The organism is Actinoplanes sp. CA-131856 (genome assembly GCF_050956135.1).
Lineage (GTDB): Bacteria > Actinomycetota > Actinomycetes > Mycobacteriales > Micromonosporaceae > Actinoplanes.
Genome location: NZ_CP191849.1, coordinates 6,241,463 through 6,252,755, shown reverse-complemented (window position 1 = coordinate 6,252,755; position 11,293 = coordinate 6,241,463). Strand labels below are relative to the sequence as shown.

At 73.2% G+C, this 11,293-nt stretch carries 12 protein-coding genes; 7 read left to right on the top strand and 5 right to left on the bottom strand.

Going from position 1 to position 11,293, the window contains the following annotated elements; all coding sequences use genetic code 11:
* A complete protein-coding gene (locus tag ACQP2X_RS28995; RefSeq protein WP_498687207.1) occupies positions 1–486 on the bottom strand; it encodes a hypothetical protein in 486 nt (161 codons plus the stop codon).
* A gap of 9 nt (positions 487–495) precedes the next feature.
* Positions 496–741, bottom strand: a complete 246-nt coding sequence (locus tag ACQP2X_RS28990; protein ID WP_498687205.1) for a hypothetical protein — start codon at positions 739–741, stop codon at positions 496–498.
* Between the two features lie 56 nt (positions 742–797).
* On the opposite strand from ACQP2X_RS28990, the gene ACQP2X_RS28985 reads away from it, so the two are divergent.
* The 4 genes from ACQP2X_RS28985 to def all read left to right on the top strand — a co-directional run bounded on the left by ACQP2X_RS28985 (position 798) and on the right by def (position 6,038).
* Positions 798–3,620 (top strand): ATP-binding protein, encoded by a 2,823-nt coding sequence (locus tag ACQP2X_RS28985; RefSeq protein WP_498687203.1) that lies wholly within the window; start codon positions 798–800, stop codon positions 3,618–3,620.
* A gap of 78 nt (positions 3,621–3,698) precedes the next feature.
* Entirely contained in the window at positions 3,699–5,081 is a 1,383-nt protein-coding gene (locus ACQP2X_RS28980; protein WP_498687202.1) for an alpha/beta hydrolase, read from the top strand.
* Positions 5,082–5,169: 88 nt separating this feature from the next.
* Positions 5,170–5,478, top strand: coding sequence for a hypothetical protein (locus ACQP2X_RS28975; RefSeq protein ID WP_498687200.1), 309 nt, complete (start codon positions 5,170–5,172; stop codon positions 5,476–5,478).
* A 23-nt stretch (positions 5,479–5,501) separates the two neighbouring features.
* On the top strand, positions 5,502–6,038 hold the full coding sequence (gene def / locus ACQP2X_RS28970; RefSeq protein ID WP_498687198.1) for a peptide deformylase: 537 nt from the start codon (positions 5,502–5,504) through the stop codon (positions 6,036–6,038).
* Here the strand turns inward: def and ACQP2X_RS28965 are convergent.
* On the bottom strand, positions 6,025–6,687 hold the full coding sequence (locus ACQP2X_RS28965) for an alpha/beta hydrolase (protein ID WP_498687196.1): 663 nt from the start codon (positions 6,685–6,687) through the stop codon (positions 6,025–6,027). The two genes, def and ACQP2X_RS28965, sit on opposite strands and share 14 nt — an antisense overlap.
* Positions 6,688–6,769: 82 nt before the next feature.
* On the opposite strand from ACQP2X_RS28965, the gene ACQP2X_RS28960 reads away from it, so the two are divergent.
* Complete coding sequence (locus tag ACQP2X_RS28960) at positions 6,770–7,393, top strand: TetR/AcrR family transcriptional regulator (RefSeq protein ID WP_498687194.1); 624 nt, start codon at positions 6,770–6,772, stop codon at positions 7,391–7,393.
* Here the strand turns inward: ACQP2X_RS28960 and ACQP2X_RS28955 are convergent.
* Both ACQP2X_RS28955 and ACQP2X_RS28950 read right to left on the bottom strand, forming a co-directional pair.
* On the bottom strand, positions 7,377–7,973 hold the full coding sequence (locus ACQP2X_RS28955; RefSeq protein WP_498687192.1) for a TetR/AcrR family transcriptional regulator: 597 nt from the start codon (positions 7,971–7,973) through the stop codon (positions 7,377–7,379). The two genes, ACQP2X_RS28960 and ACQP2X_RS28955, sit on opposite strands and share 17 nt — an antisense overlap.
* The gene (locus tag ACQP2X_RS28950; RefSeq protein WP_498687190.1) at positions 7,970–9,040 is read right to left on the bottom strand and encodes an aldo/keto reductase; all 1,071 of its coding nucleotides are present in this window, start codon (positions 9,038–9,040) and stop codon (positions 7,970–7,972) included. Before ACQP2X_RS28950 ends, ACQP2X_RS28955 begins: the two co-directional genes overlap by 4 nt.
* A gap of 177 nt (positions 9,041–9,217) precedes the next feature.
* Between ACQP2X_RS28950 and ACQP2X_RS28945 the strand changes: the two genes are divergently transcribed.
* Positions 9,218–9,787: a sigma-70 family RNA polymerase sigma factor gene (locus ACQP2X_RS28945; RefSeq protein WP_498687188.1), complete on the top strand. Its 570-nt coding sequence runs from the start codon at positions 9,218–9,220 to the stop codon at positions 9,785–9,787.
* Between the two features lie 85 nt (positions 9,788–9,872).
* On the top strand, positions 9,873–11,285 hold the full coding sequence (locus ACQP2X_RS28940) for an RNA-guided endonuclease InsQ/TnpB family protein (RefSeq protein WP_498687186.1): 1,413 nt from the start codon (positions 9,873–9,875) through the stop codon (positions 11,283–11,285).
* Positions 11,286–11,293: the final 8 nt, after the last annotated feature.

The window sequence follows — 11,293 nt, the reverse complement described above, 5'->3', positions numbered from 1 at the left end:
CTACGGCCAGGTCGCGTGGACGAAGGCGGCCGACAGGAAGAGGGCGAACGCCGCCCAGGTGAGCATCGCGCGGATCCAGTTCAGGGTGAAGTAGCGGCCGCGGGTCCGCTGCCAGCCGGCCGGCACCGCTTCCGGGTCCCAGCCGAGAATCACGTCGTAGAGCGGCTCCGACAGGCGGTTCGAGACCAGCAGCGGGCCGGCCACGGTCAGGGCGAGCCCCACCGCCGTGAGGACGAACGGCGCGCCGGACGCGTCGCCGCGCAGGCCGATCAGGGCGAGGACGGGCGCCAGGACGAGCCCGCCGACCAGCGCGTAGTTCGTCGGCGAGCGGCGGGCCGTCGGCAGAAAGGCGCGCAGTTGACGGGCGAAGCCGCGGCCGTCCTCGGCGGCGTAGATCGGGTGCAGGATCGTGGTCAGGGTCAGCAGCAGGCCGGACCACAGTCCGGCGCAGACGATCGAGAGGCCCAGGCCGGTCTCGGCGAGCATCGTTCCTCCTCAGAGCGAGAAATGGGTGCGGTGAACCCGGACGGCGGTGCTGGTCGCGGCGACGAAGGGCGGCAGCTGCCCGAGTGCCGCCGGCTCATCGGGAGCCGTGGCCAGCCACCAGATCTCGTGCCCGCCGCCGCGGCAGGAGGCGAGCGCGGCCGTGTCCCGCAGCGGCGACGCGAAGCCCCGGAACGCGGCGAAGACCACGCCGCAGTCGGCGGCGCCGTGACGGTTGTGGAGCAGGAAGACAGGCACAACCCCGAGCCTGGCGACCGTGGCGCCGGCCGACATCGGGGTGCGACCCTGAGGTCGTGCACGCGGGCACCCTGATCGGGCGCGACGCCGAACTCGCGCGGTTCGGCGCCGAGCTGGACGCGCTCACCGCGCCGCCGCCGTCCCGGCCGGCGCGGGCGGGGCCGGACGCGCTCGCCGCGCCGCCGGCGCGGGCGGTGCTGGTCGCCGGCGAGCCGGGCATCGGCAAGAGCCGGCTGCTGGCCGAGGTGGCCGCGCGGGCTGATGCGCGGGGGATGCTGGTGCTCACCGGGAGCGCGTCGGAATACGAACGGGACCTGCCGTTCTGGCTGTTCGTGGACGCCCTCGACGAATATCTGCGCGCGGCGGCGCCGGACGGGCTCGCGGACGCGGACCTGGCTGAGGTGCTGCCGTCGGTGCCGGCCGGCGACCGGCCGCCGGCCCTTGGCGATCCCCGCTATCGCACACATCGGGCGATGCGGCGGCTGCTGGAGACGCTCGCGGCGAAGGGGCCGGTCGTGCTCGTCCTGGACGACCTGCACTGGGCCGATTCGGGGTCGGCCGAGCTGATCTGCGCGCTGCTGCGGCGCCCACCGGCCGGGCCGGTGCTGCTGGCCATGGCGGCGCGGCCGCGGCAGACGCCGGCCCGGCTGGCGGCGGGCCTGACCGGGGTGACGCGTCTCGATCTGGGGCCGCTCAGCCTGGACGGCGCCCGGGAGCTGATCGGCGACCGCGCGGCCGCGGTCTACGCCGAGAGCGGCGGGAATCCGTTCTATCTGCGGCAGTTGGCCCGCTCGCCCCGTACGACCGGAAACCGCGACGGAGGCGGCGAGGGCGACCACGAGGTCCCGGCCGCCGTGGCCGCCGCCATCGCGGACGAGCTGGCGTTGCTCGACCGGGTGACGAGGCGGGTGCTGGAGGGCGCGGCGGTCGCCGGTGACCCGTTCCTGCTGGAGCTGGCCGCGGCGGCGGTACCGGCCGGCGAGCGCGAGGTGGCCGAGGCGATCGACGAGCTGGAGTCGCGCGACCTGATCCGGCCGGGCGAGGCGCCCAGGCGGTTCCGGTTCCGCCATCCGCTGCTGCGCCGGGCGGTGTACGACGCGGCGCCGCGGGCATGGCGGGTCGGAGCGCACGAGCGGGTGGCCGGCGCGTTGCGCGAGCGGGGTGTTCCGCCGGCGGGCCGGGCCCACCACTTGGTCCACGCCGCACGCCGGGGCGACCGGGAGGCGGTGGCCGTGCTGAGGGCGGCCGGCGACGACGTGGTCGGCAGGGCCCCGGCCGAGGCGGCGGCGTGGTACGAGGCGGCGATCGCCCTGCTGACCGAGGACGACGCGGACCTGTGGGAGGCGAGGGGCCGCGCGCTGGGCGCGGCCGGCCGCCTCACGGAGGCACGGTCGGCGCTGGTGCGCGCGCTCGATCTGCGCCCCGGCGATCCTTCGCTGATCGCCGCGTGCGCCGGGCTCGAACACACGCTGGGCCACCACGACGAGGCCAGTCGCCGGCTGGAGACGGCGTTCCTGGAGAAGGGGGACGCGCGTTTCCTCGGCGCGCTGGCCCAGGACCACCTGTTCCGCCTGGACTACGAGGGGGCACTGGAGTGGTCCCGCCGAGCTCACACCGAAGCGACCCCACCCCGGTCGTCGCCACCCGCCGTCCCGTCGGCGGAGGCCGCGGTCGGGCTGGCCGTGAGTGCTGCCTTCGCCGGCAGCCGGAGCGGTGGTGCGGCCTGCGCTGAGGCGTCCGCGCTGGTCGACGCCCTCACCGACGAGCAGATCGGGTGCGCGCCCGATCCGATGCCGGCCCGGCTGGCCGCGGCCGAACTTTTCGCGGGACGTCTCGCCGAAGCGGAACGGCACGCCGAGCGCGCCCTCGCCCTGTCCGGGCATCACGTGCCCGTGATGTTCTGGGCCGGGCTGGTGCGGGCCGCCCTCGGCCGGCTCCCCGAGGCGGAGTCCCTGCTCGACGAGGCGATCGAGGTGGCCCGGGCCACCGGAAACCCGTCGATGCTCGGCTGGGTGCTGCTGGCCCGCTCCACCGTCGCCACGACCTGCGGCGATTTCACCCTGGCCCGCACGGCCGCCGAGGAGAGCGTCACCCTCCACACCGGAATGACCCTGCCCGCCGTCTGGGCGCGGGCCGCCCTCGCCGCCGCCCTCCTGGAATCCGGCGAGCCCGGCCCGGCCGAACAGGCCCTGCCGGCCGAGGCGCACCTGCCGGCCCCGCTGCGCCCCGGCGTCAACGAGCTCCGGACCCGCTGCCTGCTCCAGCTCGGCCGGCCCACCGGGGCCGCCACCCCCTTGGCCCTCGCCGAGGTGGCGCTGCACGAGGGCCGCCATCACACGGCCGCCGAACTGGCCCTGTCCGCCGCGACCGTGGACGCCGCGACCGTGGACGCCGCGACCGTGGACGCCGCGCCCGCGGATGGCGGCCGTGCGATCGGACCTGTGGACGGCGGCCGTGCCGTCGCGGCCGCTCACCGTGTCCTCGATGGCGCCGCCGCCCGGCGTCTCGCTGCACGGGCCCTCGAAGCCGCCGGCGACCGCTCACACGCGCGCGAACAGCTACTGCTGGCCCGGGCCGTCTACGACCGCTGTGGGGCCCCGCGCCGGGTGGCCGAGATCGAACGGGACCTTCGCCGTCTCGGCGACCGGAGCATCCACCACCGGACCGCGCGCGGCGCGCCCGAGCTCGACGGCCTGGCCAGCCTCACCGCCCGCGAGCTTCAGATCGCCCGGCTCGTCACCGACCGCCGCACCAACGCCGAGATAGCCGCCGAGCTCTACCTCAGCCGCAAGACCGTCGAGACCCATATCCGCAACCTGTTCCACAAGCTGTCGGTCAGCTCACGCCAGGACATCGCCCGCCTCGTCGAGCGCTCCTGACGGCACGTTTCCGGGAGTGCGCCGACGGGCCCGCGCTCGATACCGTCGCTTGTGCTTTCAGGCGGGCGGATCTTCATAGTGGCGCTGGTCGCGGCGGTCCTCGCGGCCACCGGGCTCGGTTTCCTGGCCTCGGCCGGCGGCGAGGCGACGCCCGGCCGGGCCGTGGTCGCCGGGGTGCCGCTCCACGAGGTTCATCCGGCGGGCCTGAAACCGGGGGAGCGGCGGCCCGGTGTCGTGGTCGCCCACGGCTATGCCGGCTCGGCCAAGCTGATGGCGCAGTTCGGCGACACCCTGGCCGCCCGGGGCTATGTGGTGGTCCTGCTCGACTTCGCCGGGCACGGGGCCAACGCGCGGCCGCGCACCGGCAACGCCGCCCTTCAGGAGGACCTCGACGTGGCGGTCCGGCACCTGCGCGGACTGCGCGATGTGGACACCGCCCGGATCGCCCTGGTGGGCCACTCGATGGGCGCCACGGCGGTCGCCGCCTACGCGGCCGCTCATCCCGAGGTGGTGGCGACCGTCGCGATCTCCCTGCCCTCGGTGCCCGACGGCCACCCGAAGAACCTGCTGATGCTGGTCGGACAGGCCGAGTTCCCCGGCTTCCGGGCCACGGCGGCCGACGCCGCCTCCCGGATCGCCGACAGCCGGGCCGAGACGATCCCGGGCGTGGAGCACATCTCCATCCTCTACGCGCCCGGAACCCACCGGGAGACCGTCGCCTGGCTCGACCAGCACTTCGGTTCCCCGCCCGCGCAGGCCGCGATTCCCTCGCCGCTGCGGCGCCTGGCCGGTGCGGGTCTGCTGTTCGCGGGTCTGCTGGTGGGGCTCTATCCACTGGCCCGCCTGCTGTTCCGGGGCCGGGCCCGGCCCGGGCGTTTCCGGCCGGTCCGGCTGGTGCCGATCGCGGGTGCGGCCGTTGTGGCCGCGCTGGTGGCGGCCGTGGTGCCGACGTCGTGGTTCCCGCTCGACTCGGGCGACTACGCGGTGGCCTTCACGTTCCTCTTCGGCGGTCTGCTGCTCGTCGTGGCCCCGCGGGAGAGACCTCGGTGGGCTCCCGGGGCGCTGGTGCTCGTCCTCTACGCCGCGGTGACGATCGTCGTGCCCTTGCAGCTCGGCTTCACCAACGTCTGGCCGGCCGGGTCCCGGTGGTGGCTGCTTCCGGTGGTCTGGGCGGGCTTCGCGGTTCTCTCGTACGCCGGTGAGCGGCTCAGCCGCGGCAGCACGCTCGGCGTCCTCGCCGTCTCGGCGGCCACCGTGGCCGCCCTGACCGCCGCGGCCACGCTCGGCCTGACCAACGGGTTCCTACTGCTGGTCGTGCCGCTGCTGGCCGTCCTGCTGGTGCTCCAGGCCGGGTGGAGCGCGCTGCTCAACCGCCTGGGAGCGCCGGCCTGGGCGATCGCGCTGGCCGGATCGCTGCTGGTGGCCTGGCCGATCGCCGCGACGCTGCCGATCACGGCGTGACCGCCGGGGCGTACCTCCCTGAGATCTTTTTGAACTTCGGCTGGTTCGATCCGTTCAAAAGGGCAAACCGTCTCTAGGAGGCATCAATATGCGCAGGACCGTCACCCTGGCCGCCGCGATCGTCGCCGCCGGTCTCGTGGCCAGCCCCGCCGCCGCGGCCACGCCGGACTGGAACTCGGGTCTGACCTTCTACAACGGAACGGCCCCGGTGGCCAACTACGCCGACCCGGACGGCTCGTGCACGGCCTTCCCGTCCACCGCCACCCTGCTCGTCGGCTGGTCGAACGTCCAGGACGTCCAGGCCTGGACCGGCGCCGGCTGCACCGGCTACGCCTACAACCTCGGCACCCTGCGCAGCTTCGGCGCCGGCCAGTTCAAGAGCTTCACAGCCAGTTAGGAAAGCGGAGGTACGTTTCTCCCATGACCGTTGTGTCCATCCGGAAAGTCGGCGATCCGGTGCTGCGCCGGGTCGCCGACCCCGTCACCAGTTTCGACGCCGAGCTGCGCACGCTCGTGCGTGATCTCAACGAGACCCTGGCCGGTTCGCGCGGCGCCGGGCTGGCCGCCCCGCAGATCGGTGTGGGGCTGCGGGTCTTCGCGATCAACCCCGACCTGCCGGGCAACGACGCCAAGCTCGATCACCTGATCAACCCGGTGCTGGAGTTCCCGGACGAGCAGGAGCAGGACGGGCCCGAGGGCTGCCTGTCGATCCCGGGCATCTACCTCGACACCAAGCGCCGCCTGAACGTGGCGGCCAAGGGCTACACCCAGCACGGTGACCCCGTGCAGGTGGTCGGGGCCGGGCTGCTGGCCCGCTGCATCCAGCACGAGACCGACCATCTCGACGGGGTGCTCTTCATCGACCGGCAGGACGCGGCCGGGCGGGAGCGGCTGCTGGCCACTCTCCGCGAGGCCGCGTGGTTCGACGACGCTCAGGTCAAGGTCAGTCCGCACTGACGATCTCGTCGATGACCTTCGCCAGCTCGGCGGGCATCGACAGGTGCGGTGAGTGCGAGCTCGCCAGGTGGCGTACGTCCTGTGCCCGCTTGGCGAGCTCGTTCTGCAACTCGACCGGGATCGAGCGGTCGTCGTCCGAGACGATGTAGGTGGACGGCACGTCGTGCCAGACCGCCCGGTCGACCGGGGTGGCGAACGACGCGTGGGTCTGGCCGACGAGGTCCTTCAGGGCCGCCTCGGCCTCGGCGCCGGGGACGTCGTGGTAGAGCGCGTTGCGCGGGTCGGCCGGCAGCGGGAAGAGCCCGGCCGGGATCTCGTCCGGCGCGGGGATGCCCAGCAGCGTGTACATCGACTCGCCGGCGTCGGGCATGAAGGCGGCCAGAAAGATGACGCGCTCGACACCGGACGCGGCCTCGGAGACCGGGATGCCGGCGTAGGAGTGGGCCACGACGACGACCCGGCCGTCGATCGCGTCCAGCGCCTCACGGATCACGGCCGCGTCGTCGTGCACGTCACCCGTGGGGTCGGCGCCGGCGCTCGGCAGGGCCGGGGTGACCGTCTCGTATCCCAGCCCGTGCAGCTCCTTCTGGAGCTTCGACCAGGTGCTGGGCTGGTGCCAGGCCCCGTGTACGAGCATCACCGTCGTCATGGTGGGTCCTCCCGTGGAGACACTATGTCGGACACTGTGTCCGACGCGAGAAACCGTACATGGGGCGATCTAGGATCGTGCAATGCCGTCCACCACACGCCGCCCCTCGGCCGGGCCCGGCCGGCGCGCCGCCGTCCAGGCGTGGATCGTGGCCGCCACCGAGCGCCTGCTGGCCGGCGGCGCCACCTTCACCGAGCTCGGGGTGCAGCGCATAGCGGCCGAGGCCGGTGTCGCCCGATCGACGTTCTACCTGCATTTCCGCGACAAGAGCGAGCTGGCGCTGAGCCTCGCGGGAAGTCTGGCCGGAGCGGCGTACGCCATCATGCGGGCGTGGGATCCGGCCGCGCCGGACGCGCTGGAGTCGTTCGAGCGCACGATGGCCGACGTGATCCGGTTCTACCGGGAACGGCCGGCCGCGCTGGCCGCCGTCCTCGAGGTGACGGCGTACGACGAGGCGGTGCGCGAGGCGTGGGCGGGTCAGCTCGACCAGTTCGCCGCGCTGGCCACGCGGCTGCTGACGGCCGAGCAGGAAGCCGGGCGCACGACGGCCGATCTGGAGCCGGTCGCGGCCGGCCGGCTCATGATCTACGGCGGGATGCAGGCCATCGCCCACCAGGTGGCCTCCGGCGCGCCCGCGGAGGACGGCGCGGTCGCGCGGGAGCTGGCCCGGCTCCAGTGGTACGGGACGTTCAGGCGCCCCGCTTGAGTCCGTCGATCGCGAGGTCGACGGCGGATTCGAGATAGTCCGTACGGCCCGTGCTGCTCAGCAGCAGCACGCCACCCTGGATGCCGGCGATCAGGCCCGCCGCCGCCTTCGTCGCGTCGACTTCGCCGGAGATCTCGTGGCTTTCCTGCATCTGACGGATTCCGGTGGCGAGGGCGGCCTGCCACTGGTCCATCAGGCCGGTCAGCACGGCCCGGGCCGCGGGGGCGCGCCGTCCGGTGTCGCCGAGCAGGCCCCGCAGCGGGCACCTGTCGCCCTGGGAGACGTAGCGGTCGACCACGCGGTCACGCCACTGGCCCCAGGCCTCCCACGAGGTCAGGTGGCTCAGGTAGGGCTCCTGGTCGGCCAGCACCTGGTCGGCCTCCTGCTGCACCACGGCCAGCAGCAGGCCCTCCTTGCCGTCGGGGAAGTAGTGGAAGAGCTGGCTCTTGCTGGTGCCGGTGCGGGCCATGACGTCCTCAAGGCGTACCTCGTCGACGCCGCGCTCACGCAGCTCCGCCGCCGCACCGGAGACGATGCGGCGGCGGGTCTGTTCCCCCTTGGGGGTCAGGGTGCGGGTCACCGGGCCGCCGCGTTCATCACCGGCCGAGCGTATCCCGCCGGCTTGTCGCCGATGGCCAGGCCGGGACTGACGATCCAGGACTGGTACTCGGGCGTGAACATCGAGTACAGCGCCGGGGTCTCCGGGGCGCTGGCGTCGTCCAGGAGCTTGCGGGCCTCGTCCGGCAGCTCGAAGTTCAGGGCGGCCATGTTGCTCTTGAGCTGGGCCGCGCTGGAGGCGCCGACGATGGCCGAGGCGATGCCGGGCTGGGTGACGGTCCAGTTGATCGCCACCTGGGCCATCGGGCGGCCGAGCTCGGTCGCCACGCCGTCCAGGGCGTCGATGATCTTCTGGTCGCGGGCGCTGATCTCGGTGCCCGCCAGGCGGCCCTCGGCCGAGGCGCCGGCCCGGTACTTGCCGCTGAGCAGCCCGCCCGCGAGAGGGCTCCAGGCCGTGATGCCGATGCCCAGGGTCTGCGCCATCGGCGCGAACTCGGGCTCGATACCGCGGTTGTTGAGGGCGTACGGGAGCTGGAGGTTGACCATCGGGGTCAGGGCGTGAGCTTCGGCGTACGTCTGCGCCCGCGCCGCGTACCAGGCCGGGGTGTCGGACAGGCCCGCGTAGCGGATCTTGCCGGCCCGGACCAGGTCGTCGAAGGTCTGCACGACCTCCTCGACCGGGGTGATCCGGTCCCACGTGTGCAGCAGGTAGAGGTCGAGGTAGTCGGTGCCGAGCCGCTTGAGCGAGGCGTCGAGCGCCCGGACGATGTGCTTGCGGCCGTTGCCGCTGGCGTTCGGGTCGCTCGGGTCGATCGTGTTGGTGAACTTGCCGGTCAGCACCAGACGTTCGCGGTTGCCGGCCTTGGCGATGAGCCGGCCGAGGATGCGCTCGCTCTCACCGGCGGTGTAGAAGTCCGCCGTGTCGATGAGATTGCCGCCGTTGTCGACGTACTCCCGGAAGATCGGCTCCGCCTCCTCCTCGGTCTTGCCGTACGCGGCGTGGAAGCCGTCGACGCCGAAGTTCATGGTTCCCAGGGCCAGGCGGCTGACGCGCAGTCCGGAGCGGCCGAGCAGGTAGTAGTGATTCATGGCGGTAACGGTGACGCCGCAAAAATGGACCCGCAAGTCCAATCGATGTGTCACGGGGCACCGGGGGTGGGCCCCAGGGGCCACCAGTACGGCGACCAGGGTGCCGCACGGGTTCGCCGGGGACCCCTGGACGGCGACGGTGGATACCGAGGCAATCAATCGCATTGGGGGCTTGACGTGGCACCGACGATCTTGGAAGCGGAAACACCGGCGCAGCGGCTCGGCGACGTGCACCGCGAATACGGCCAGGTCCTGCTCGGCTATCTGAACGGTTTTACCGCCGCGAGCCGGCAGAGCGCCGAGGATCTCCTCCAGGAGACCATGATCCGGGTCTGGCGTCACCTGGACGACCTGCCCACCGAGGCCGAGCACGCCCGCCGCTGGCTGTTCATCGTGGCCCGTAACGTCGGCATCGACGCCATCCGCCGCACCCGGGTCCGACCGGTCGGCGTCGAGCTGGTCGACGCGTTCCCGTCGGCCGGCATGGACGACATCACCGAGACCGTGGTGGCCATCGAGTCGCTGCGCTCGGCGATCGGCTCGCTGAGCCTGATGCACCAGCGGATCCTCACCGAGCTCTACTTCGAGGGCCGCTCCACCCGGGAGACCGCCCAGCGTCTCGGCGTGCCGGTGGGCACGGTCAAGTCGCGCGCCTTCTACGCGCTGCAGTCGCTGCGCCGCTCGATGGCCGGCCCCGACAACGAGCGCCCGCGCGCCGGCCGCCCGGCCAGCCGCCCCCGGCGCTAGTGCGGTGTCCATCAACGTTGACCGGGTTCGACGGCCGTGACATCCTTGCTCCATGCCTAGACGTCGCGGCGCTAGCCTTGATTCGGTGGTGCACCGCACCGCGCGGATCGGCCTGCGCCTGACCCGCGCCCAGCGGCAGCCTTGTTTCGGCCTGCTGCGCTCGGCCGGGGACGTGTGGGCCTGTGTGCTGGAAATCAACAGCTGGCGGCGGCGCCGTGGGGACGCCCCGGCGGCGGGCTTTCAGGAGTTGTGCCGCCTGCTGGCCGAGTCCGGGCCGGGCACGTTCGGCGAGCTCGACACCACCGGCGCCCGGTCGGTGCTACGCCGCTTCTCCGATGCGTGGTTCTCCGCCGCCGCCCGCCGCAAAGCTGGCGCCGTCGAGGTGCGGTTCCCGCGTCGCCGGCGGGCATTGATGCCGGTGCGCTGGTATCACGGCACCTTCGGCCTTCACGGCCGCCGGTTGCGGTTGCCGGTCGCGCGGGGCTGCCCACCATTGCTGCTGCGGCTGGATCGGCTGGTGCCGTATCCGGCCGAGACGGTGCGGTCGGTGACCCTGCTGTTCGCCGACGGCCGACTGTGCCTCGACGTCACCGCCGAACTACCCAGCGCCACCTACCCGGCCGGCAAGCAACCCGACCCGGACCGGGTCGCCGGGGTGGATTGCGGGATCATCCACCCGTTCGCGGTCGCTACCCGCGACGGGCACGCCTTGCTGGTCTCCGGCCGGGCCATCCGGGCCGAACACCGGCTGCATCTGGCCGACACCAAAGCCCGCCGCCGCGCCACCGCCACCCGAGCACCCAGCAAACGGCAGCGCGGGTCGCGGCGCTGGCGTAAGACCCGGCGCCGGGCCCGGCTGGCCGAAGGCCGGCACCGCCGCCGCGTGCGGCAAGCCCTGCACGAGGCCGCCGCAACGGTGGTCGGCTGGGCCGTCGAACACCAGGTCGGCACGCTGACCGTCGGGGACCCGCGTAGTGTGCTCGATCTGCCGGCCGGGCGGCGGCACAACCTGCGGCTCCGGCAGTGGCAGATCGGCCGCACCCTGCAAATCCTGCAAGACAAAGCCGCACTGGCCGGGATCCGGGTGCACCTGGTCGACGAACGCGGCACCTCCTCGACCTGCCCCCACTGCCGCAAGAAGATCACCAAACCGCGCGGCAGGACCATGGTCTGCCGGCATTGTCGGTTCGCCGGGCATCGCGACCTTGCCGCGGCGTTCACCATCGCCGCCCGAACACCGGGCAGCGCCACCACCACCGCACCCGCTCACCTGAGTGCAGTGGTCACGCACCGTCGAGCCGGACGACACCTTCCCGGTGCCGGACCAGCACGGCGTGACCCCCGCCGCCACCCACCCCGGGCGGCGGCCGGCGGGTCAGTTGGCCGGCGGAGGCCCGCCCCACCCACACCGGCGGGGAGTCGCTCGTCCACACTCATGGGCGAGGATCCACAACACCACCGGAACCCATACGGCGAACGTTCGTGGACACCGCACTAGTACTCTTC

Excerpts from the sequence above, each read along its gene's own strand:
- ACQP2X_RS28995 (WP_498687207.1), bottom strand. The coding sequence starts at position 486 with ATGCTCGCCGAGACCGGCCTGGGCCTCTCGATCGTCTGCGCCGGACTG.
- ACQP2X_RS28975 (WP_498687200.1), top strand. The coding sequence starts at position 5,170 with ATGCGCAGGACCGTCACCCTGGCCGCCGCGATCGTCGCCGCCGGTCTC.
- def (WP_498687198.1), top strand. The coding sequence starts at position 5,502 with ATGACCGTTGTGTCCATCCGGAAAGTCGGCGATCCGGTGCTGCGCCGG.
- ACQP2X_RS28965 (WP_498687196.1), bottom strand. The coding sequence starts at position 6,687 with ATGACGACGGTGATGCTCGTACACGGGGCCTGGCACCAGCCCAGCACC.
- ACQP2X_RS28960 (WP_498687194.1), top strand. The coding sequence starts at position 6,770 with ATGCCGTCCACCACACGCCGCCCCTCGGCCGGGCCCGGCCGGCGCGCC.
- ACQP2X_RS28950 (WP_498687190.1), bottom strand. The coding sequence starts at position 9,040 with ATGAATCACTACTACCTGCTCGGCCGCTCCGGACTGCGCGTCAGCCGC.